The organism is Burkholderia sola, from assembly GCF_905400185.1.
In the GTDB taxonomy this organism is placed as follows: domain Bacteria; phylum Pseudomonadota; class Gammaproteobacteria; order Burkholderiales; family Burkholderiaceae; genus Burkholderia; species Burkholderia sola.
The window spans coordinates 1,714,784-1,737,753 of the sequence record NZ_FR989676.1; the positions used below are offsets into that span (position 1 = coordinate 1,714,784).

Below are 22,970 nucleotides of genomic sequence, written 5' to 3' on the forward strand. Positions count from 1 at the left end.
ACGTAAAGGAGCGAAGCATGGGTACCTCGGCAACAGGTGGTGTGACGAACACGGGCGACGTGCAGAAGCAGGCCGACGACCTGACCAAGACGCAGCTCGAACTGACCAAGATCAACTTCCAGGTTCAGCAATCGACTGCGACGTTCGAAACCAGCAACGCAGTGACCGCGCAGGAAGGGACGGCGAACGCCCAGGTTGCGCAACACCTGAGTTCCGCCGGCCGCGCGTGACGCCGGTCGCCGGCCGCGCCGCGCGACGTCGCATGCCGGGGCCGCCCGTGACGGGCGCCCGGTGTGGCGTCGATGCGTGCCGGCCGGCCCGTTCCCGGCTCTGCCGGTCAAGGAGGACACGATCATGTCGGTAACAGGCGTAGGCGCGGCGCCGCCGGGCGCGGCGGCGCTCGCGAGTGCCGCGCAGCAAACGGGCACGGCGTCCGATCCGGCGCAGGTGCGCCAGTTCGATGCGCTGATGCAGCCGGGCGCGTCGGCGGCCGCCCCGCCGTCTTCGTCGGGCGTCGCGATGGCGCGCGCGCCGGCGGATGCGGCGCCGGCCGTGCAGATGACGCCCGCACAGGCGAACCAGTCGTCGCTCGTCGAGCGGTTGCGCACGTACGGCAACGATCTCGATTCGCGGTACGCGAACATCGACAAGCATCGCAACGAGATGCTGACGTCGATGGCGGACAGCCGCAGCGACCCGCTGATGACGATGGTGAAGGCGATGGATTTCCAGTGGACCGCAACCACCACGATTTCGGAATACCAGTTGAGCCTGTCGGTTGCGCAGGCGGCGAACGGCTTCACGCATACGGTGCTGAAGACGCAGGAGTGAAAGCGCGTGCGGGCCGGAGGATACGGCCTCATGCGCCCTGACGCGGAAAAACGATGACGACGATCGATTCGACGCCGCGCATGCATGCGTGGCGCAGCCGGGCGGCGCGCGCGCTGCTCGCGGGGCTGCTCGTGCTGTTGGCCGGGTGCCAGAAGGAGCTGTACTCGGGCCTGTCGGAGCGCGACGCGAACCAGATGATCGCGGTGCTCGGCGACGCGGGCATCAGCGCGTCGAAGGACAACGACGCGCGCGACACGTCGGACCGCAACGCGTGGCTCGTGAGCGTCGCGGACGGCGACATGCAGTCTGCGCTCACGGTGCTGCACGCGAACGGGCTGCCGAAGCCGAGCTATGCGAGCCTGGGCGAGCTGTTCCAGAAGCAGGGCCTCGTGTCGACGCCGGCCGAGGAGCGCGTGCGCTACCTGTACGGCGTGTCGCAGGACCTGTCGCGCACGCTGCAGGACATCGAGGGCGTGGTCGTCGCGCGCGTGCAGGTCGTGATTCCGGAGAACGATCCGCTCGCGGACAAGATCAAGCCGTCGTCGGCCGCGGTGTACATCCGCTATCGGCCGGGCGTCGACTTGCGCGCGATGGCGCCGATGGTCAAGGATCTCGTCGCGCACAGCATCGAAGGGCTGCAGTACGACAACGTGTCGCTGTTCCTGCAGCCGGCCGCCGCGCGCGCGACGCGCGTGGACGGAATCGGCAGCGCGGTGTCGGACATCCTGCGGCTGCGCTCGCCGCTCGGCTGGCTCGTGTTCGCGCTGATCCTGCTGACCTGCGCGGTGATCGCGCTGTCGGCCGCGCGGCGCGGGATGTTCGGCGCGCGGCTCGCGGGGCTGCTCGGCGCACCGCGCGGCGCGAACGGCGGCGGCGCGGCCCCGCAGCAGGCAGGCGGCGGGCTGCGCACGCCGGACGGCGCGCGCGACGGCGCATGAGCGATTCGCACGCGCTGCCGCCGGGCGACGCGTCTGACGCGACGCGGCTGCCATGGCTGCACCCGCTTGCGCCGCCGCCGGCCGCGCGCGCTGCCGCGTTCCATGCGCTCGTCTGCGATTTCAACCTGCGGCCCGACCGCTATCTGCACGTGACCCGCGTGCCGGCCGACTGGCCCGCGCGCTACCGTTCGCCGGACGCGTTCGGCGCGGCCGGCCGCAAGCTGCTCGCGCGGCATTTGCTCGACGCGAACGGCGTGGCCGACCGGCACGACTTCGACGTCGCGAACCCGTGCGCGCGGCTCGCGCTGCTGCCGGGCGCGGCGCTCGAGCAACTGGCCGCGTATGCGGGGCTGCTGCTGCACCGCGCGTGGCTGCGCGACGCGCTGGCCGGGCGCCGCATCCGCGCGGAAGTCGCGGCGCGGCTCGGCGGCGATGCGCTCGAGCTGGCGCTCGAACGCGCGCCGGAATTCGGCGCGCTCGCGGAAACGCTCGAACCGTGGCGCGCCGATCCCGCCGCGCTGCCGGTCGTGATCCGCGCGCGCGGCGGCCGGCTGCTCGCGGATTTCATCGGCGTGGCCGGCGATGCGGTCGCGCGGCGCGTGCGCCTGAAATTCAACCGTGCGATCGACGACGAGGCGCCGTACTGGCTGAACCGCGCGCAGCGCGATCAGTTCGGCGAACTGATGTTCCTGTTTCTGATTCCCGAGAGGCTTGCGTCATGGGACTGGCTTTTCTGATCACGAGCGACAACCTGCAGCTGCTGTCCGAGCGCAAGGTGCTCAAGGAGCGCGAATACGCGGCGCTGCTCGACGCGTCCGCGGTGATCGCGACCGCGCATGAAGAGGCGGCACGCATCGTCGCCGACGCGCAGCGCGAATTCGACAAGCGCCAGGCGGCCGGCTACGACGAAGGCATGCGCCGCGCGCAGCGCGAGCAGGCCGCGCAGGCGTACACGCAGGCGCTCGCCGCCACGCGCACGATGGAGACGATGAAGGACGCGATGGCCGATATCGTCGTGAAAGCCGTGCGCGCGATCGTCGGCGAGATGAGCACGCAGAAGCTGTACGAGGCCGCGCTCACGCGGATCGCGCCGCTCGTGCGCGACGAGGCGTTCCTGATCGTGCGTATCGCGCCCGGCCGCACCGACGAGATGCGCGATGCGCTCGACGGCGCATTCGCCGGGCAGTCGAACCGGCAGAAGATCCGCATCGTCGAGGACGCTCGACTCGAACGCCACGCGTGCACGGTCGAGACGCCGTCCGGGCGCATCGACGCGAGCCTCGACCTGCAGATCGACGCGTTGCGCCAGGCGATTCGCCGCGACGCGCTGAAGGGGGCCGCGCGATGAACGCGCCGCTCGACGATCCGCCGTCGTTCGGCGACGACGACGGCGCGCCGTTCGATCGCGGCCGCCTCGTCGGCGAACTCGACGCGGGGCTCGCGTTTTTTTCGCCGGTGTCGGTGCAGGGCCGCGTCAACCATGCGGTCGGGCAGATATTGAACGCGACGGGCATCCGCGCGCGGCTCGGCGAGATCTGCGAGCTGCGCACGCCGAACCAGCCGACGCTGCTTGCGGAGGTGGTCGGCTTCTCGCGGCAGACGACGCTGCTCACGCCGCTCGGCGACGTGGCCGGGCTGTCGCCGGAGACGACCGTCGTGCCGTCTGGGCGCGAGCATGTGTTCCCGGTGGGCGAAGGGCTGTTCGGCCGCGTGCTCGACGGGCTCGGCCGGCCGCTCGACGATCGCGGGCCGGTGACGGGCGCCGCGTGGGTATCGACGCAGCAGGACCCGCCGAATCCGCTTGCGCGCAAGCTGATCGACACGCCGTTTCCGACCGGCGTGCGCGTGATCGACGGCCTGATGACGCTCGGCGTCGGGCAGCGCGTCGGCATCTTCGCGCCGTCGGGCGTCGGCAAGAGCACACTGCTCGGGATGATCGCGCGCGGCGCGCAGGCCGACGTGAACGTGATCGCGCTGGTCGGCGAACGCGGTCGCGAGGTGCGCGAATTCATCGAGCACAGCCTGTCGCCGGAGGTGCGCGCGCGTTCGATCGTCGTCGTGTCGACGTCGGACCGCCCCGCGATGGAGCGCGTGAAATCCGCGCTGGTCGCGACCGCGATCGCCGAGCACTTTCGCGATGCGGGCAAGCGCGTGCTGCTGCTGGTCGATTCGCTGACGCGCTTCGCCCGCGCGCAGCGCGAGGTCGGCCTCGCGAGCGGCGAGCCGCCAACGCGGCGCAGCTTTCCGCCGTCGACGTTCGCGGTGCTGCCGCGCCTGCTCGAACGCGCGGGGCAGGGCGCGCGCGGATCGATCACCGCGCTGTACACGGTGCTCGTCGAAGGCGATGAGGAATCCGACCCGATCGCCGAGGAAGTGCGCTCGATTCTCGACGGCCATATCGTGCTGTCGCGCAAGATCGCGCTCGCGAACCGCTATCCGGCGATCGACGTGCTCGCGAGCCTGTCGCGCGTGATGCCGCTCGTCGCGCGCCGCGCGCACCAGCATGCGGCCGCGCGCGTACGCGAGCTGATCGCGAAGTACCAGGAAATCGAGCTGCTCGTGCAGATCGGCGAGTATCGCGAAGGCAGCGACCGGCTCGGCGATCTCGCGCTGCGTGCGCGCGACGCGATCGGCGCGTTCTGCGCGCAGGCGTCGGACGAGGACGTGCGCTTCGACGCGCTGCTCGCGAAACTGACGAAGCTGGCGAACGATCATGTCTGAAGCCGACGACCGTCTCGTGCTCGCGACGCTCGCCCGCCTGAAGCGCGTGCGCGAGATGCGCAGCCAGATCGCGCGCATCGCGGCCGCGCGCCAGCAGGGCATCGCCGCGCAGAGCCGGCGCGCGCTGGCGGCCGCGCAGGCGCAGCTCGCGCAGCAGGTCGCCGCGAAGGCCGCGATTCAGACACGGCTCGCCGACGACGTGCGCGAAGCGCGCGCATTGCAGGACGCGGCGGCCGATACGCGCACGTTCGACCGGCATATCGGCACCGCGAACGCGTCGGTGAGCGAGGCCGCGCACGTGCATCGCGGCCACGAGGCGACGCTCGCCGACCTGCAGCGCGCCGCGCGCAAGGCGAAGGCCGCCGAGGACAAGCTGGACAAGGCCGGCGAGAAGGCGCTGCACGCGCGCGCCGCGCGGGTCGAGCGCGACGCCGACGAGGTCGCGGACGGCTACGCGGTGCGGCGCTTCGCGACGGGCGGCACCTGGGTGGCCGGCGCGGGCGACGCGGCCGGTCATGCGTCCACGCCGCCGGAGGCCGCCGCCGCGTTCGATGCGGCAATGACCGAAGTGGAAACCGGTGCCGACATCACGGCTAAAACCGGCCCGTCCGCCTCGCCCGACGACTCCGCCCCGCCCGCCGTCGCGGAGCGCCGATGCTAGACCAGGCCGCGGGTTTCAACGACGTCGCCGGCATGCTGCGGCCGCTGCTCTACGTGATGCCGCGCCTGCTGCCGATCATGTTCGTCGTGCCGGTGTTCAACGAGCAGATCATCACGGGCCTCGTGCGCAACGGGATCGCGGTCGTGATCGCCGCGTTCGTCGCGCCGACGATCGACGCCGCGCAGGTCGCCGCGCTGCCGTTCCTGATGTGGTGCCTGCTCGTCGCGAAGGAGGCGGTGGTCGGCATGCTGCTCGCGGGCGCGTTCAGCGCGGTGCTGTTCGCGATCCAGGGCGTCGGCTACCTGATCGACTTCCAGACCGGCAGCGGCAGCGCCGCGTTCTTCGATCCGATGGGCGGGCACGAGGGCGGCCCGACGTCCGGATTCCTGAATTTCGTCGCGATCGCGCTGTTCGTCACGGCGGGCGGCTTGCAGGTGCTCGTGCAACTGTTCGCGCAGTCGTACGCATGGTGGCCGATCGGCTCGCTCGGCCCCGATTTCTCGTCGATGCTGCAAACCTTCATCGTGCGGCAGACCGATACGATCTTCGAATGGATGGTGAAGCTCGCCGCGCCGGTCACGATCGTGCTGGTGCTCGTCGAACTCGGCATCGGCCTGGTCGGGCGCGCGGTGCCGCAGCTCAACATCTTCGTGTTCTCGCAGCCGCTGAAGAGCGCGCTCGCGCTGCTGATGATGGTCCTGTTCCTGCCGGTGGTGTACGCGTCGCTGCATTCGCTGCTGAGCCCCGACAGCGGGCTGATGGCGCTGCTGCGCGCGCTGTTCGCCGCGCACGGCGGCGGCTGAGCGCGCGGGAGCCGACATGGCCGAAAAGGACCAGAAACCGACCGCGAAGCGCCTGCGCGAGGCGCGCGAGAAGGGCGACGTACCGAAGAGCGCGGAAACGGTGTCGTCGGCGTTCTTCGTCGGCGTGTGCGTGGCGCTCGCGGTGGGCATCGGTTCGATGTTCGCGCGATTGCAGGCGCTGTTCCGGCTCGTGTTCGACGCGGTCGGCGCCGCCGATCCGTCCGCGCGGCTCGCGGTGCTGATCGACGGCGCCGCGCGCGACTGGGCCACGCAGTCCGCGCAGATCGTCGCGGCCGGGCTGCTGGCGGGGCTGCTTGCGGGCTTCGTGCAGGTGGGCGGCGTGATGGCGTGGAGCCGCCTCGTGCCGCAGTTGTCGCGGCTCAACCCGGCCGAGGGGATGAAGAACCTGTGGTCGCTGCGCAACCTGGTCAACCTCGCGAAGATGCTGCTGAAGACGGCGCTGCTCGTCGCGACGCTCGGCTGGCTGATCGTCGAGTCGCTCGATCCGTCCGTGCAGTCGGGCTTCACGCGGCCGGTCTCGATCCTCGCGCTGATCGTGAAGCTGCTGATGCTGCTGTTCGGCTGGGCCGCGCTGATCTACATCGTGATGGCGCTGATCGACATCGTGCACCAGCGGCACGAATTCAACCAGAAAATGAAAATGTCGATCGACGAAGTGCGGCGCGAGCACAAGGAGGACGAAGGCGATCCGCACATCGAGGCGAAGCGCCGCCAGCTCGCGCGCGAAGTGCAGTTCGCATCGCTGCCGGACCGGGTCGGCTATGCGTCGGTGGTCGTCTATTCGCCGCGCGTCGCGGTCGCGCTCTACTACGGCGGGATGGGCTCGCTGCCGTGGGTGCTCGCGCGCGGCGAGGGCGACGCGGCCGAGCGGATCGTGCGGCTGGCCCGCGACGCGCTGCGCCCGACGCTCGCGAACGTCGGGCTCGCGCAGGCGCTGTACGAGACGACGCCCGAGAACGGCACGATCCAGCCGCAGCACTTCCGCGAGGTCGCGCAGTTGCTGAAATGGGCGACCGGCGCCGCGTGACGCGGCGTTCCGGAGGGCGTCATGCCGGTATGCCCCCCTTTTTTGCCTGCCTTGCCTGCCGGCCATCCGGCGGGATTCGATATGGCCCCGTGATCTGGCCATCCGCACGCGGCGCTTGACGTCCATTTTTTTCCGGACGGTGCCCGCATTCACTGGTGAATTATTGCTGATTTATTTCTTCGTAATATGGCTCGACCGTCATGCCCGACGGCGGGCCGCGAGGTGCGCGGTGCGTGACGGAACAGGTCAACAGGGGCAGACAAATCAATGTGCGGAATCGACGGCTTTCTGAATAGCGTCGCCTTCGATGAGGAGACAGCGCGCGGCACGCTCGCGCGAATGACGGCGAGCCTCGCGCATCGCGGGCCGGACGGGCAGGGCATCTGGGTCGACCCGGAAGCCGGCATCGCGCTCGGCCACCGGCGGCTCGCGATCGTCGACCTGTCGGTGCACGGCCGGCAGCCGATGGCTTCCGCGTGCGGCCGCTACGTCCTCGTCTTCAATGGCGAAATCTACAACCATCGCGAACTGCGCGCGGAGCTCGAGCGCACGGGGCGCGCACCGGCGTGGCGCGGCCACTCCGACAGCGAGGTGCTGATCGCGGCGATCGTCGCGTGGGGCGTCGAGGCCACGTTGCGGCGCGCGACCGGCATGTTCGCGTTCGCGCTGTGGAATCGCGCGTCGCGGGTGCTGACGCTCGCGCGCGACCGGATCGGCGAGAAGCCGCTCTACTACGGCCGGATCGGCGACGCGCTCGTGTTCGCGTCCGAGCTGAAGGCGTTGCGCGGCTATCCGGGCTTCGACGGCACGATCGACCGCGACGCGCTGTGCCTGTATCTGCGCCAGTCGAGCGTGCCCGCGCCTTACACGATCTATCGCGGCATCCGCAAGCTGCCGCCCGGCACGTACATCCAGTTCGAACATGCGCGCGACACGCCGCGCGTGCGTGCGTACTGGACGCTCGAACAGGCGATCGAGGCGGGCCGCGCGCAGCCGTTCGAGGGCAGCGCCGGCGAAGCCGTCGATCAGCTCGACACGATCCTGCGCCAGGCCGTCGCGCGGCAGATGGAAGCCGACGTGCCGCTCGGCGCGTTCCTGTCGGGCGGCATCGATTCGTCGGCGATCGTCGCACTGATGCAGGCGCAATCGGCGTCGCCGGTCGACACGTTTACGATCGGCTTTCACGAGGCCGGCTACGACGAGGCCGGTTACGCGAAGGCCGTCGCGCGCCATCTCGGCACGCGCCATACCGAGCTTTACGTGACGGCCGACCACGCGCTCGGCGTCGTGCCGAAGCTGCCGTCGATCTACGACGAGCCGTTTTCCGATGCGTCGCAGATCCCGACTTTTCTGGTGTCCGAACTGACGCGCCGGCACGTGAAGGTGAGCCTGTCCGGCGACGGCGGCGACGAGCTGTTCGGCGGCTATACGCGCTACTTCCTGACGCCGCGCCTGTGGCGCAAGCTGCATCGCGTGCCGGCGGCGGTGCGCGCGCGGATCGCCGCCGCGCTGCATGCGTTGCGGCCCGATCACGCGGACCAGCTCGCGGCCGTCGCGCAGGGCGCATGGGGCGGCGGCGTGGAAGCGCGCGAATCGTCGTCGCGCATCGGCGATCGCCTGCACAAGCTCGGCCATGTGATGACCGCCGAGAGCCGCATCGGGCTGTACCGGCTGCTGATGTCGTCCGTGCATCATCCGGAGCGCATCGCGCTGGCGGGGCAGGAGCCGCCGACGCCGCTCGACACGGTATCCGCGTGGCCCGCGCACCTGAGCTTCGCCGAGCAGGCGATGGCGATCGACACGCTCACGTACCTGCCGACCGACATCCTCGCGAAGGTCGATCGCGCGGCGATGGCCGTGAGCCTCGAGACGCGCATGCCGTTCCTCGATCATCACGTCGTCGAATTCGCGTGGCGCGTGCCGGCGTCGGTGCGCTTGCCGGAAGGGCAGTCGAAGGCGCTGCTGCGCCGGCTGCTCGACCGGTACGTGCCGTCCGCGCTGATCGACCGGCCGAAGCAGGGCTTCTGCGCGCCCGTCGACCACTGGCTGCGCGGCGCGCTGCGCGACTGGGCCGACGCGCTGCTGCGGCCGTCGCGCCTGCGCGACGAAGGCTTCTTCGATGCGGCGGCGGTCGAGCGGCTGTGGCGCCAGCACCAGACGGGCCGGATGAACTGGCAGCACCAGCTGTGGACGGTGCTGATGTTCCAGGCGTGGCTGGAACATCAGCGGGCGACGTGATGCGGCGTGCCGCGCGCGGCGCCACGCGCACCGCGCGCGAGGATCAGCCGACGATCAGCGGCGTGCCGACCGACAGGCGGTTCGGATCGCGTGACACCGACGGATTGAGCTGCAGGATCTCGTTGAACGCGCGCGTATCCTGCTCGCCGCGCGTCATCGCCTGCTGATCGGCGCGCGACACGTGCGCGGCGTCGAGCAGCGACTGGCGATGCTGGTCGGCGATGACCCACAGCGAATCGCCCGCGACGACGATGTAGGGCTGCGGCGACGCCGACGGTTGCGCGGTCGACGGCGTGGCGCTGGCCGATGGCGAAGCCGGCGCGGCAGGCGACGCACTGGGCGATGCGCTCGCCGAAGCGCTTGGCGCGGCGCTTGCCGAAGGACTGGCCGAACGGCTGGCCGACGCGCTCGGCGACGCACCGGGCGCGAGATTCGATTGCGACGAATTCGACGAATTCGACTGATTCGACGAACCGGACCCCGAGCCGAAGAACGTCGTCAACAGACCTTCGATCAGCTTGTACGCGAACGCGCCGACCGGAATCAGCACGACGGCCGTCGGGATCTTCTTGATCAGCGGCGTCGCGTTCGGGAAATGCGTGTTCAGACGCCCGCCGAGCAGCAGCGCGGTGGACACGCCGGTCGCGATCGCGAGATCGTAATGGCCGCCGCTCCACTGCACGCCGGTGCCGAGACCGCCGTACGCGACGGCCATGAAGTCGCTCGCCGAATCGGTGAAGCGCACGATGCGGCTGCGCTTGTCGGCATTCACGCGGTGCGCGCCGATCGTGTAGACGAGGCCCGCATACGTGGCGCCGAACGCACCGCTCGCGATGGCGGCCGAGCCGTAGGCGAGATCGAACGCCCCGTGCGCGTGCACCACGCCGCTGATGCCGACCGCGAGCGTCGCGGTCGACGTGATCGCGGCGCCCGCGCGGCCCGCGATCCCGAACAGGTGACGCGGGTTACCGGTATGGAGCTGCTGCAGCGACGTGCCGCCGACGGTGCCCTGCATCTGCGCGAGCACGTCCGCGGCGAGCGCCTTGATGTGGGTGGTCGCGTCGTCGAAACTCATCAGCCCGACGCGGTTCAGTTCGACATACTGCGCGGCCAGCGTCCGCGCTTCGTTCGAGATCTGCTCGAGCTGCGCGCGCCGGTTCTGGCCGTAATCGTGCGCGCCCGAGCGCAGCTGCCGCGACAGCGTCACTTCGAGCCGCGTGAGCACCGCCTGCGCGGCTTTCGGATCGCCGGCCTGCAGGCTGCGCACCGCGCCCTGGTGCATGACCTGGAACACGCGACCGAGACGCGAGCCCAGCAGGAACGACGACGTCGCGCTGCTCAGCATGTCCTGCCGCAGCACGTGCGTCGCGCCGAGCGTATCGGCGATCACGAGCGCGCCCGCACCGGTGACGAGCGAGCTGAAGCCGATCGACTTCCACAGCTCCGCCTTGCGGAACGACGGCCGATGCACGCGCAGCGCGTTGATCTGCGCGAGCGCCTGCAGTTCCTCGATCATCTTCGCCTGTTTCGGGTTCGCCGCGATCTGCCGGCCGACGCTGATCGGCTTCGACGGATCGTTCTTCAGCGCTTCGCGCTCGACCACCGATTGCCAGTACGCGCGACTGTCGGGCAGCGGCCCGGCGGGATCGGCGGTCGACACGACGGTGCCGCGCGCCGGTGCGCGGCCGCCCGCTTCCGCGAGCCAGCGTTCGCCGAAGCGGCGGGCGAGTTTTTCGGTGCGCGTGGCGGGCGGATGATCGGCCGACGCCCACTGCGTCATCGCATGCTCGATCGTCGCCTTGCGCGCCTGGTTGACGAGCGCGGTCGTGTTGCGTTCGTACAGTTCGCCGCGCAGCGTCGCGAGCGCGTCGTCGGACAGCCCTTTCGACTTGCCGATGCGCGCGATCTCCGCGAACAGCACCTGTTGCTGGTTCGCGAACGCCTCGGGGCTCACCGGTTCGAACACGCGCGTGAGCGCATCGGCGCCGTGCAACCGTGCGAACTTGCCGTGACGGTCGGTCTGGTAATAGTCGACGATCCGTTCCGCCAGCGCCCGCGTCAGGTCCTGGTTCGCGATGAAGTCGGCGCCGTGCGTGCCGTACGACAGCCCGACGTGCAGCCAGTCGATCGCCTTGCGGTCGAGTAGCGCATCGAGCAGCTCGACGTGGCCGGCGCCAGGCACCGGTTCGAGCACGGCGTCCCATCCGTGAAAGCTCAGCATCACGTTCGGCGCGGGCTCGCCGGCGTGATCGTGCGACCACGTCTCGAACGACGTCATCAGCCGTGTGTACTCGGCATAGCTGTCGTTGGTGCCGGCGATCGTGCGGCGGTCGTCCGCGGAGACGAGCGGGCGGCCCGACGCCGCTTCGAGACGAAGCTGGAAGCCGTGGCGCGATGCCGCGGTGAGCCATTTGTGCAGATGCGCGATGTCGTCGAGCTCGAGCGTGCGCGTGGTGCCGTCCGGCGCCTCGCGCGTGATCGTCGCGTCGGCCTCGTTGTAGCGCGCGCCGATCGGGGAGCCGAACTGGCGCGCGCGCCGGATGAACGCCGGATCGTGCTTGCCGCCGCGCGCGGCCGCGAGCGTATGCGGATCGACCGGAATCGATACCACCGGCATCGCGCCGCCATATTGCTCGACGTAGCGCACCGCGAGCGCGGGATCGTCGCGCAGATTGAACGCACGCGCCATCGGCGCGACGCGGTCCTGGATCTCGGCCGGCGCGCGCACGAACGCCTGGATCGCGCGCTTGTCGATCATGCGTGCCGCGCTGTGGCGCGTGGCGTAAGCCTGCATCCACTTCACGAAGCGGTTGTGATCGCCGCCGGGATCGGCGACCGGCCCGCGCGACGGCATGCTCGACACCTCGCGCGCGAGACCGATGGGGATGCCGAGCGCCTTCAGCATCGGTGCGTCGGCCAGGATCGTCTGCGGTTCGTCGGTCAGCGCGAGGCCGCCGGCATCGGGCTGGTTCTTGCGTGCGGTGACCGCCTTCACGCGGTCGATCGTCGGGAACCAGTCGGCCACCTTCGCGGCGCCGTAACGCATCACCCATTCCGCGACCGTGCTCGAACCCAGGCTCGGCTGGTAGGGCCGCAGCGTCAGCGGCTTGGCCGCCGGCGTTTTCGGCGGCTTCGGCGCATTCGACGCGTTTGCCGCGTTCGCGGCGCGGCGGTTGCGCCGGCCGCCCTTGCCGCGCAGCGCATTGCGGACCCGGCTGGCGGGGCCGGTTGCGCCGCTGGCGCCGCCGCCCGCCGGCTGCGCGGCTTGCTGGGCCGCGGCGAGGTCGGCCTGAGCGGCTTTCACGCGATCGATCTGGCCGGCGATCTGCGTGCGGATCCACCGCGTGGCGAGGTCGAACTTCTGCGGCAGCGCATCGAAATACGACTTCTCGTCGAGCAGCTGCGTGAGTCGTTGCGCGAGCGCGGCTTTCTGCGTGGCGGTCGCGCGCGGATCGAACGCCTCGGGCGCGAGCGTCGACAGCAGGAAGTGCTGGTTCGCGCCGAACGGGCCGCGCCCGAGCGGCATCTCGTCGAGCGGGCGGCCCGCGTCCGGGTGGTCGCGCAATTGCTCGGCGTTGTCGTACCAGAGCGCGTTGCCGTCGTGGATCGCGATGATGCCGCGGCGCGTATGCAGCGATTCGGCAACCGGATGATCGGTCTCGTACACGTACACGTAGTGATCGCCGCCCAGCGCCTTCAGTTCCAGCGCACGCATCAGGTGCAGCGTGTTCGCGCCGCTGAAGTCGATCGCGAGCTGCTTGCTGTCCGGGACGAGCTTCGGCGGCAGGAACGGACTGTCGGCGCCTTCGATCTCGGCGATCTTGCGGCGCACGCCGGGGTCGGCTTTCGCGAGGCCGCGCTGCACGCGCGTGCCGAGTTTCTGCGTCGGCGGCTTCTCGTCGCCGAGCGCCTTGCGCATTTCCGCCGGCGCGAAGCCGCCGTAGCGCTCGACCGTGTCGTGCGCGACGTCCGTCACGACGAATCGCACGCCGCGCCGGCCGCCGGACAGGTTGCGCGCGCGCCGGCGGAATGCGGCGCCGAGATCGCGCGGCGCGATCGTCGCGTCGCCGAGCGAGGTCGACTCGTGATAGGTCCAGTCGTGCGCGGCGTTGCGCGTCGCGTAGCCGAGCACCTTGCCGGTTTCCTTGTCGATCGCGTAAAGCGTCGCGCCGTCGCCGGCCGCTTTCGCCGCCTGCTTCGGCCGGCGAAAGCGCGGCGCGTCGGCAAGCGACTTCAGCGTCGTGACGACGTCCGCGTCGGGCGTCGCGGCCGCCTGTTCGGCTTCCCACGTGCGGCCGTCGCTGCGCGCGGTGATCCGTGCGGCGCCGCCGTACTCGCGCAATTCCGCGAGCGGCACGGGCGACACGTAGAAATCGACGTCCGCCCGTTCCGCGCTGCCGTTGTCCTTCAGCGCGCGATAGACCGCGTCGGGGATCGACACGGCCGGATCGGCGGACGCCTTGTCGACGAACGTACCGTGCTCGTCGGTGCGCATGCTCGCGACGAATTTCGGCTGCGCATGGCGCGCGTCGATCGACGCGTCCGGCCGCGCTTCATGCTCGGCGATCAGCACGTGCGCATTCGTGCCGAACGCATCCTTCATCTGCTGGAGCGACGCGAGTTGCGAACCGTCGATGCGGATCAGGTCGCGCTTGCCGTGCGAGGCGAGGTGATCGAGCGCATGCTGGCGGCGCGCGGCGTCCGCCGCCGCCGCGGGCACCGGCGCGTTCGACCCCGGCTGCGGCGCGGGCGCCGGCATCTCGCGCGGCACGCCGAGCGCGTGCATCGCGTCGGCTTGGCTCGCATAGTACGCGCGATAGGTCGCGTGGCCCGGCACGGACGGCGCGACGTCGCCGAAGGCGGTCGCGAGCCGGCGCAGCCCGGCTTCGTCGCCGGGCATCACGTGGTCGGCTTCGCGTGCGATCGTATCCGGCAGGCGGGCGTCCCGGGCGATGTCGATGCCGCCATCGTCGAGGATTTCGCGGCGCACCGCGAACGCATTCGCCTGCGCGCGCGCTTCGGCCATCAGCGCGCTGTCGGTCAGCGCGTCCGGCGACGAGCGGTCGAGCGCGAGGCGGCGCGTGATCGTCTCGACCGCATGCTGCGCTTCGTGTGCGAGCGTGTAGACGAGCGTGCCGGCGCCGTGGAACTGCCCGTCGAGCACGATCCGCTGCTTCGCGGTATCGATCCGGCTGCCGCGCCCGGGCCGGCCCACCACGATTTTCCAGCCGGCCTCGCCGGCCAGCGCGACCTGCTGGCGCAACAGGCTCGAGCGGTCGACCAGCGCATGGGCGGCCTTGGGCAGCGGCGCGCCGCCGAACCGCATCCGGATGCGCGTGATGACGGACGGCTTCTGCACGAACGCGTCGGGCGGCAAGTGCTCGGTGATGCCGGGATGCGCGAGCTCGATCGCGCCGCGCGCGATGCCGTCCTCGAGCATCACGCGCAGCGTGCCGATCTCGCGGACGATGCCTTCCACGTTCAGCTTCGGCGCATCGGTCATGACCGTCGACGGATCGCTCAGGTAGAAGTCGCCGTGCGCATCGAACACGCCTTCGAAGTCGTAGTACAGACGGTGCTGCGCGGTGATGTCGCGCGCGCGGTCGAGCTGCGCGAACGCGTCGCGGGTGACGCGCGACGGCAGCATGCCGGCCATCACGTCGTGGCTGCTCAGCGACGCGAACGGCGCGTACATCACGGCCACGCGATCGAATGCCGCGAACGGGCCGCCGACCGTCAGCGTGCGCAGCCCGTGTGCGCGCAGCGCCGCGAGCCCTTCCTGTTCGAGGCGGATCGATTCGATGTGGCCGAGAATCGCGCGATTGTCCGTGCCCTCGTAGAGACCGATCGCATTGCGGCGGCCCAGTTCGAACACGGTCTTCTCGATGCCGGCGCCGGTGGCCGCGCCGGTGAAGCGCTCGACCGGCACGCGTGCGGCCGGATCGCCGCTCGCGTGGACGCCGTTGCCGTCGACGTCGAGCGCGCCCAGGTCCGGGCGCTGGTGCGGCGCCGGATCGTAGCGCAGCCACGCGTTGGTATGGCTGAGCCGCGCCTCGGCGCCGAGTCCGACCGCGATCGTCGGCGGCGCGTAGACGGGGCGCTGCCAGACGTTCGCGAGCCAGGCGGCGGCGTCGCGGCCGTTGCGTGCCGACAGAATCACCGACGAGCCGGGCAGGCCGAGCACCGAGCGGTGCGCGAGCGTGACCTCGACCGGCGTGTACGGCCGGCCGTCCGGATCGACGAGGCGGCCTTGCGCGTCGGTGACGCCATGCACGATCACGATGCGGCCGTCGCGGTCGTAGGACAGCGGACCCGAGCGATCGAGCGTCAGCGCGTCGACGCCGGCGACCGGCTTGCCGTCGAACGGCGAGGCCTTCACCGCACGTGCGCGCGACCATGCGGTTTCTTCGGCGAGTGTCGCGGCCGTCTCGCGTGGCGCCGGCATCGTCACGCCGGCGCGCTGCGCGGCCTGCGCCTGGCGCCGGTACAGCTCGCCGTAGGTGACGCCGCCGTCGAGCGACGTCGGGCTGTGCTCGAACGCGTCGGCGAGGCGCGCGAGCGAGGCGGCGTCGCCGGCCCGCGCGCGGCCGTATTCGTTGGCGATCGCGTCGGGCAGCGCGACGTGGCGGCCGATGTCGATGCCGAGGTTCGCGCGGATCTCGTCGCGCACCGCGAATGCGTTGACCTGCGCGCGCGCCTCGGCGAGCAGCGCGCTGCGCACGTAGCGCTGCGTCGAGCCATAGTCGAGCCCGAGCGTGCCGGTCGCGGCCTCGAGCGCATGGCGGGCTTCGTGCGCGAGCACGTAGACCATCGATCCGGTCGACTGCAGGCCGCCGTCGATCGTGACGCGCCGCCGTCGCGTGTCGATCTTGCTGCCGCCGCCCGGCTTGCCGCGCACGACTTTCCAGCCTGCGTCGGCGCCGAGCCGAAGCTGCTGCGACAGCAGGCTCGATGCGTCGATCAGCCGGTACGCTTCCTTCGGCAGCGGCGCGCCGCCGAAGCGCATCCGCACGCGCGTGATGACCGACGGCTTTTGAACGAACGCATCGGGCGGCGGCGTTTCGGCGAGTCGCGGATGCGCGAGTTCGACGTGGCCGCGCTCGAGGCCTTGCGTCAGCGCGCGTTCGATCACCGCGAGCCGCTGCAGCGTGGTGAAATGCTCGCCCGCGCCCATGCCGATCGCACCGGGGTCGCTCAGCAGGAAATCGCCGCCGCGTGTGAAGAGGCCTTGCAGGTCGAAGCCGATGCCGGTGCGTTCGACGACTTCGCGAATCTGCCGGATGTGCTCGAGCGCCGCGCGCGACACCACGCGCGGCAGCGCGCCCGTCTCGAAGCCGAAGCTGTGGAACACGCCAAGCGGCCGGTACAGCACGGCGACGCGATTCAGCGCGGAGAACGGACCGTCCATCGTCACGGTCTTCAGCCCGTACGACGCGAGATCGTCGAGTGCGATGCTCTCGTCGATCGCCGCCTCGATCTGGCGCGCTTCGGACGTATGCGGGCCGTTGTCGTAAACCGCGAGCGCGGCATCGTGACCGAGCGCGAACACGGTTTTTTCGGCACCGGCGCCGAGCAGCTCGCCGACGTGACGCTCGACGTCGATCCGCGCCGCCGGATTGCTTTCGAGGTGCACGCCTTCGGCGTCGGCCGCCAGTTGCCCGAGATCGTGCGGCGCCGCGGGCGCGGGATCGTAGCGGCGGAATGCGCCGGTGTCGAGCAGCGCCGCGTGTTCGCCGACCGCGTGCGGGGGCGGCGCATACACCGGCCGCTGCCACAGATTCGCGAGCCCGGCGGCGGCCGCCTCGCCGCCGTGCTTCGCGGACAGCACGATCGAATAGCCATCCTTGACCAGGAACGACGGCGCCTGGTCGAGCGCGTATTCGTGCACGCCGGCCGGCCGCCCGCCGGCGAGCAGCGTGCCGTCCGGCAACGTGTCGGCGTGCAGCATCAACACGCCTTCGTCCTCCAGCATCGTGAAGTGGCGGCTGCGCGCCGCCTGCAGGTCGGCCGCCGCGGGCACGGGCCCGTCGCCGAACGGCGACGCATATTCGGCATGCGCGCGGCTCCATGCCACGCGTTCGTCGAAGCTGCGCACCCCGTGCGGCACGTCGCCCGTCTCGTGCGTCTGCGGCGCGGGCATCCGGCGCGGGATGCCGCCGCGGCGCTTCTGGCGCGACCATACGTCGTCGTAGAAATCGCGGTAGGTCTCGCCGTCGCGGCCCGACACGGGCGCATCGGCGAATGCGTCGACGAGGCGTCCGACCGTGCCCGCATAGTCGCGCGACGGCGCGCGCCATGCGGCGCCTTCGCGCTCGATCGCATCCGGCAGGCGCACGTGCGCGGCGATGTCGCCGCCGCCCGCGAGCTCGATTTCGTAGCGTGCCTCGAACGCGTTGATCTGCGCGCGCGCCTCGGCTTCGAGCGCCTTGCGCGTGAAGCGGCTGCGGTTGCCGTAGTCGAGGTTCAGCACGCCGGCCATCGCCTCGACCGCATGGCGCGCTTCGTGCGCGAGCGTATAGGTGATGCTGCCCGGATGCTGGAGCGCGCCGTCGATCGTCACGCGACGCTTGCGCGGATCGATGCGGCTGCCGCCGCCGCGCTTGCCGAGCGTCACGCGCCAGCCGGCGTCCTGCAGCATGCGCAGTTGCGTGGCGAGCGTGCCCGACTGCATCGCGAGCGCCTGCGCGGCTTCGGGCAGTGCCGCGCCGCCGAAGCGCATCTGCATCCGCGTGACCCAGCCCGGCTTCGCGGCGCCGGCGTCGGGCGGGGCGGTCTCGGTCGTTTCAGGGTGCGCGGCGGCGAGGCCGATGTCGTCGTTCGCCGCGGTGCGACGTTCGCCGCTCGTCGGCGCGCGGTCGGCCTGGCCGTCGGCGTCGTCGAGCGCGCGTGCGCCGCGGTTGGCCGCGGCGGTTTCGCGTTCCGCCATCCGCTCGGGCGTGCCGGCGTGTTCCGGCTTGACGAGCACGAGCACGCGGTTCGGCGCGCTGAACACGCCATCGAGCGCGTTGACCGGCTCGGGCGGCGCAGCCGTCCGCGGCATCGCCGGTTCGTTCGGGCCGCGCTTGCCGGCCAGCACGATCACCGTGTCGTCGGCAGCCGCGCGGGGCGCAGCCGGCGGCGCTTCGTCGGGCGCGATGCCGGCCGGCAGGCCGGCTTCATGGGCCGCGACCGTCTCCGGCGCGGGATCGAAGCGCAGCACGCGCGCGCCCGCGCGCAACTGGCCGTCCGCCCCGAATGCATCGGGCGCGGCTGCATAGACGGGCTTCTGCCAGCGGTTCGCGAGCTCGGGTGCGAGCGCCGCGTCGTGTTCGCCGGCGACGACGATTACCGGTTCCGCGAGATCCTGCGGGCGCGGCGACGATGGCCGCGCACCCGGCGCGTCGGGCGTCGCGCCGCTGCGCACCACGTAGACCGTGCGATCGCCGATTTCCATCGGCTCGGCGTTCGGCCCGCGCGGCACGGCGATGCCGGCCGGATCGGACGTCGCCGCGCGCGCGACGGGCGCGTCGTCCGTCAGATCGACGACCTTCGCGTTGACGCGCGGCGGCGTGCCGTCCGGCTTCGCGCGCGTGCCCGGGCCGGCCGGCTCGTCGGCCGCGACGGGCCGCCAGCGCATCGATTGCGTGTCGGCGCTGCGCCGGTTGGTGCTCGCGGTCGTGCTGCTTTCGGCATCGGTTTCGTCGCGCTGCTGCTGTACGCGGGCGTGTTCCTCGCTGGTGCGGCGCGTGCTGCGCGCGTCGGCGGATACGCTCGCGGCTTCGCCTTCGGCCGCCGTCTGCGCGAGGCGGCGCGGCGCCTGCGCGCCGGCGACCGTCTGCCGGTATGCGTCGCTCGCCTGGTCGAGCACGTGTTGCAGCACGTCGAGCGGCGTCTTCGCGACGATCTTCGGCGTCACGCTCATCTCGCCGTCGGGGCCGAACGACATGCGTTCGCCGGTGCCGGCCACGTCGTCGACGCGCGTGCCATTGGTCCAGGCCTTCGGCGACACCGAGACGACGGACAGCGTGCCGTCCTCGCCGAGCACCACCGATTTGCCCGGCGGCAGGCGCTTCGCGGATGCGCGGTCGAGCACGCGAATCGGCGTGTTGTCGTAGGTGAGCACCTTGTCGCCCACGCGCAGCGTGCCGTCCGGCGACACCTTGACGGCTTCGCCGTCGAGCGTCACGCGCGTGCGACCGGCCGCGAGCGACGACGCGTCGCCGCTGTTGAGAATCCGGCCGATCGTCTGGCTGTCGACGCTGACGGTCTTGCCGTCGGCCCCGCGGATCGGCACCGGCTGGCCGATGCGTGTGCGCACCGACGTCACCGCGCGTTCCTTGAGGCCGCCGGCGGCCATCAACGCGACGTTGGTGATCCCGGACTTGAGCTGCTCGCCGGCCGCTTTCTTGTCGCCGGTGACGAAATACTCGTAGCCCGCTTCGCCGAACGCCTCGACCGCGCCGCCCACGCCCGTCACGACCGCGGTGGTCCGCGCGCCGGTGGCGAGCACCGACGCGACCTTCGGCGTGCGCGTGAGCGCCGTGACCGCGCGCGTGAACAGCTTGCTGCCGGCCAGCTTCGCGGCGCCCGCCGCGCCCATCGGCACGAGGTTGATGAAGTCGGCCCGCGCGCCCGGGTCGGTAAACGGATTGAGACTGCGCCCGTGGTCGGCGCGATTGGCGAGATCGAGTCCGGCGCTCGTCATCGTCGCGCCGATCGCCGTATACATCATCCCCGCACCGAGGATGTTCAGCGGCACGCCGACGATCGCGCCGATGCCGGTGCCGTCGAGCAGCGTGCCGAGACCTTCGAGCGCCATCCCGCCGACCATCATGCCGATGTTCAGGCCCGTGCTCGTCAGCGTGTTCAGAAAACTGTCGAAGCCGCTTTCGTGATGCGCGGCCTTCGACACGAGCTGCAGCGTGCCGTCCGCGTTGTGGCCGGTCGCGATGTCGACGGTGCCGTCCGTCGACAGCTCGTTGTTGTCGATGTAATCGTTGATGTCGTCGTAGTTGCTCGCCGTCTCGTCGACGTACTGCGTGCCGTCCTTGCCGCTGACCTTGAACAGCGCGCTGGTGGTCATGCCGGCATCCTTGGCCGCGTAGACCATCGGCAACACGCTGACCTGCGTCGTCGCGCCGCCGCCGATCGACAGCAGCTTGTCGCGCACGCTGTTGATCGTCTTCAGCTTGTCCTTGTCGGTGTAGCGCGCGACGTCGTCCTTCGTCGGCGATACGGGATCCGAACCGTCGCTCGACGCCGCGTCGTTCTGGACGTCCGGCTGCATGCCGAGCGCGACGCCGATCAGATTGCGCTGCGCGTTGTCGGTCAACTTGCCGAACGCGATCGTGCCGCCGTTGTTCGTGCTCGCGCTGGCTGCGTCGAGCAGCGAATTCGACAACTCGCCGCGATGCGCTTCGTAGAAATCGTGCAGCGCCTTCTTGTAGTCGTTCTCGGCGTCCGAACCGGGCGCCGCATAGCGCAGCCGTTCGTCGAGGCCGGCGTCGAACCCGTCCATCAGCACCTGCTGGTGCGACGTTTCGCTCAGCAGTTGCAGACGCTGTACCGCGTTGTCGGCCTGCGTGACGGCCGCCTTCGCCTTGTCGAGCTCGTCCTGATACAGGTTCGGACGCGGCGCCGACGGCGCCGGGATCATGTCGTCGCCCGAGACGGTGCGAAAGCGCATGGGCGGCGGATTCGCGGCTGCCCAGTCGTCGTACTTTTTCTGCACTGACTCGAGCGTGCTCTTCGCCTGCGTCTGCTTGATGTGCGCCTGCGACAGCGCGAGCTGGGTCGCGTGCTCGTTGACCGAATCAGACATCCGGCTGTCGGCCGCGCGGATCGCGCCCGCGACGGTCTGCATGCGCTTCACGTCGAGCATCGTCGGGCCGGCCTGTGCGGCGGTCGGGCCCGACGACTGCGGCAGCAGGAACGGGCGGTCGAGCAGCGGCGACGCGGGCAGCGACGATGCGCCATTGGACCCGGGCAACGTCGGCGAGGCCTGCGGCGACGCGCTGGGCAGCGTCGGCGTGCCGGTGGGGGCGGCCGACGTCGCCGTCGACAACGACGATGCCGGCACACCCGGCAGGCCGTTCGCGGTCGACAGCGACGGCGTCAGCAGCGGCGTTTGAAGCGTGGGTTTCGTGAAGATCGATTGCGCGTTCACCCGCGCCTTGAGCTGCGACGCCTGATCGTCGTACTGCTGCGCGAGCGACGCGCCGTACGCGACGACGAAGCCGTCGTGCGCGATGCTCGCCTGCTGCTTCGCCTGATCGAGCTTCGCATACGCATCGCCGAGGTCCAGGTCGACCTGCGGATCCTTGATCATCGCGTGCGGATTGTCCTTGTGCCACGCGCTGGATGCGTCCTGCTTCTTCGTATAGTCGGCCTGCAGCGTGTCGACCTGCCGCTGCGCGGACAGCATCTGCAGATAGCCGCCGCTCGTGTTCGCGGCCGTCTGCGCGCGGGCGAGCGCGGTCTTCGCGTCCGACACCTCGTTCGCGACGACCACCGTCGGTCCTTCCTTGCCGCTGGCCGAATCGTAGCGCTGCTGCGCGTTCGTGAGCGCCAGGCTGTCGTTGGCCGCGCCGTACGCGGCGTTCGCATAATTCGCATCCTTCGCGGCGGACGTGACGGCCTGCTGCGCGGCATCCTGCGAAGCGGGCGCATCGGGCATCGTGACCTGCAGCTCCAGCGGCTGCAACGCGTCGTTCAGCCGCCCGACGCCCGCATCGAGCGCGGCCTTGTAGTCCGGATCGGCGAGGTACGACTGGAACTGCGTATACGCGAGATTGGAATTCGCGACGTCCGCGAAGTATTTCGACGCACCCACGGCCGCCTTCGCGCTCGCGGTCTGCCAATTGTCGTAGAGCCGGATCTGCAGCGGGTTCTTGCAGTCGCCCGGTTGCGGCACCCAGTTCGGATCGTTCGCATGATCGGGGAAGGCGTCGAGCAGCGTCTTGAACTGCTGGTCGGCCGCGTGCTGCGCGTCGCCTGGGTCGGTCACCTTGCCGGAATCGTCGATCTTCATCCCGGCCGGCATGTCGGCGTTCGCCTGTTCGCCGTACAGGATCATGTAGCCGGCGTCGGTCGTCACGTTCAGCTCGCGCTGCGCGGTGTCGGCCGTCGTGCGCGCCTTCGCGTAGTCGGCCTGCGCGGTCTTGCGGTCGTCGGCCGTCGACTCGGGATCGCGGTTGACCAGATGCAGCACGTTCTGCGCGCCTTGCAGCGTCTGCGACGCGTTGTCGTATTTCGTCTGCGCGTCCTGGATCGCTTTCTGTACCGCGCGCGTCTTGTCGTTCTCGACCGTGATGTCGGGCGGCGGCGCCGTATATTGCGCGGCCATGCTCTGGATCAGCGACGTCGCGGACTGGATCTCGGCGTTGGTCGGCTTCGACGGATCGGTGGCCAGCGATGCGGTGACGGGAATCGGCGGCGCGGCGGTCGGGTTCGCGGGCCCGGCGGCCGGATCGTCCTTCTTCGGCGGAGGTGGAGGCGGGGGCGGCGGTGCAACGACCGGATTCAGCGTTTCCGACAGGAAGCGCTGCCAGTTGACACCCAGTCCCAATCCGTCGATCAACAGCATGCTCGTCTCCGTTGAGCCGCGCGATGCGCGGCACGCGCGGCGTCCTGCACGCCGCGACGTGATCGTTCGAGTGTACGGACGCACCCGGCGGCGGGAACGCCGCTGTTTCGTAGCGGCAGGAAGCGCTCGGCGCCCCGGCGTCGCGCGGGCTACGAGATGCGCGCGG

The 22,970-nt window shown here is 70.7% G+C and carries 11 protein-coding genes; 10 read left to right on the plus strand and 1 reads right to left on the minus strand.

Annotated features, from left to right (window positions below; translation table 11 throughout):
* Positions 1-17: 17 nt before the first annotated feature.
* From KR541_RS24230 to asnB, 10 genes are all read left to right on the plus strand, one after another.
* Positions 18-230, plus strand: a complete 213-nt coding sequence (locus KR541_RS24230; RefSeq protein WP_050015022.1) for a hypothetical protein — start codon at positions 18-20, stop codon at positions 228-230.
* Between the two features lie 124 nt (positions 231-354).
* Positions 355-831 (plus strand): hypothetical protein, encoded by a 477-nt coding sequence (locus tag KR541_RS24235; protein WP_089489769.1) that lies wholly within the window; start codon positions 355-357, stop codon positions 829-831.
* Positions 832-884: 53 nt separating this feature from the next.
* Complete coding sequence (sctJ, locus tag KR541_RS24240; protein ID WP_050015026.1) at positions 885-1,769, plus strand: type III secretion system inner membrane ring lipoprotein SctJ; 885 nt, start codon at positions 885-887, stop codon at positions 1,767-1,769.
* A complete protein-coding gene (locus KR541_RS24245; RefSeq protein ID WP_050015027.1) occupies positions 1,766-2,506 on the plus strand; it encodes a SctK family type III secretion system sorting platform protein in 741 nt (246 codons plus the stop codon). The genes sctJ and KR541_RS24245 overlap by 4 nt, the downstream gene beginning before the upstream one ends.
* Positions 2,488-3,117: a type III secretion system stator protein SctL gene (gene sctL, locus KR541_RS24250; protein ID WP_050015029.1), complete on the plus strand. Its 630-nt coding sequence runs from the start codon at positions 2,488-2,490 to the stop codon at positions 3,115-3,117. The genes KR541_RS24245 and sctL overlap by 19 nt, the downstream gene beginning before the upstream one ends.
* Positions 3,114-4,490, plus strand: a complete 1,377-nt coding sequence (gene sctN, locus KR541_RS24255) for a type III secretion system ATPase SctN (protein ID WP_216089846.1) — start codon at positions 3,114-3,116, stop codon at positions 4,488-4,490. The genes sctL and sctN overlap by 4 nt, the downstream gene beginning before the upstream one ends.
* Positions 4,483-5,151: a hypothetical protein gene (locus tag KR541_RS24260; protein ID WP_216089847.1), complete on the plus strand. Its 669-nt coding sequence runs from the start codon at positions 4,483-4,485 to the stop codon at positions 5,149-5,151. The genes sctN and KR541_RS24260 overlap by 8 nt, the downstream gene beginning before the upstream one ends.
* Positions 5,145-5,954 (plus strand): type III secretion system export apparatus subunit SctT, encoded by an 810-nt coding sequence (gene sctT / locus KR541_RS24265; RefSeq protein WP_069619387.1) that lies wholly within the window; start codon positions 5,145-5,147, stop codon positions 5,952-5,954. Before KR541_RS24260 ends, sctT begins: the two co-directional genes overlap by 7 nt.
* Before the next feature lie 16 nt (positions 5,955-5,970).
* Positions 5,971-7,002 carry an EscU/YscU/HrcU family type III secretion system export apparatus switch protein gene (locus KR541_RS24270; RefSeq protein WP_124595235.1) on the plus strand — a complete coding sequence of 344 codons (1,032 nt, stop codon included), beginning with the start codon at positions 5,971-5,973 and terminating at the stop codon, positions 7,000-7,002.
* Between the two features lie 267 nt (positions 7,003-7,269).
* The gene (asnB, locus tag KR541_RS24275) at positions 7,270-9,240 is read left to right on the plus strand and encodes an asparagine synthase (glutamine-hydrolyzing) (RefSeq protein ID WP_050015037.1); all 1,971 of its coding nucleotides are present in this window, start codon (positions 7,270-7,272) and stop codon (positions 9,238-9,240) included.
* A gap of 43 nt (positions 9,241-9,283) precedes the next feature.
* On the opposite strand, the gene KR541_RS24280 is transcribed toward asnB, so the two are convergent.
* Complete coding sequence (locus tag KR541_RS24280) at positions 9,284-22,804, minus strand: LWXIA domain-containing protein (RefSeq protein ID WP_216089848.1); 13,521 nt, start codon at positions 22,802-22,804, stop codon at positions 9,284-9,286.
* Positions 22,805-22,970 lie beyond the last annotated feature (166 nt).

Excerpts from the sequence above, each read along its gene's own strand:
- KR541_RS24230 (WP_050015022.1), top strand. The coding sequence starts at position 18 with ATGGGTACCTCGGCAACAGGTGGTGTGACGAACACGGGCGACGTGCAG.
- KR541_RS24235 (WP_089489769.1), top strand. The coding sequence starts at position 355 with ATGTCGGTAACAGGCGTAGGCGCGGCGCCGCCGGGCGCGGCGGCGCTC.
- sctJ (WP_050015026.1), top strand. The coding sequence starts at position 885 with ATGACGACGATCGATTCGACGCCGCGCATGCATGCGTGGCGCAGCCGG.
- KR541_RS24245 (WP_050015027.1), top strand. The coding sequence starts at position 1,766 with ATGAGCGATTCGCACGCGCTGCCGCCGGGCGACGCGTCTGACGCGACG.
- sctL (WP_050015029.1), top strand. The coding sequence starts at position 2,488 with ATGGGACTGGCTTTTCTGATCACGAGCGACAACCTGCAGCTGCTGTCC.
- sctN (WP_216089846.1), top strand. The coding sequence starts at position 3,114 with ATGAACGCGCCGCTCGACGATCCGCCGTCGTTCGGCGACGACGACGGC.
- KR541_RS24260 (WP_216089847.1), top strand. The coding sequence starts at position 4,483 with ATGTCTGAAGCCGACGACCGTCTCGTGCTCGCGACGCTCGCCCGCCTG.
- sctT (WP_069619387.1), top strand. The coding sequence starts at position 5,145 with ATGCTAGACCAGGCCGCGGGTTTCAACGACGTCGCCGGCATGCTGCGG.
- KR541_RS24270 (WP_124595235.1), top strand. The coding sequence starts at position 5,971 with ATGGCCGAAAAGGACCAGAAACCGACCGCGAAGCGCCTGCGCGAGGCG.
- asnB (WP_050015037.1), top strand. The coding sequence starts at position 7,270 with ATGTGCGGAATCGACGGCTTTCTGAATAGCGTCGCCTTCGATGAGGAG.
- KR541_RS24280 (WP_216089848.1), bottom strand. The coding sequence starts at position 22,804 with ATGCTGTTGATCGACGGATTGGGACTGGGTGTCAACTGGCAGCGCTTC.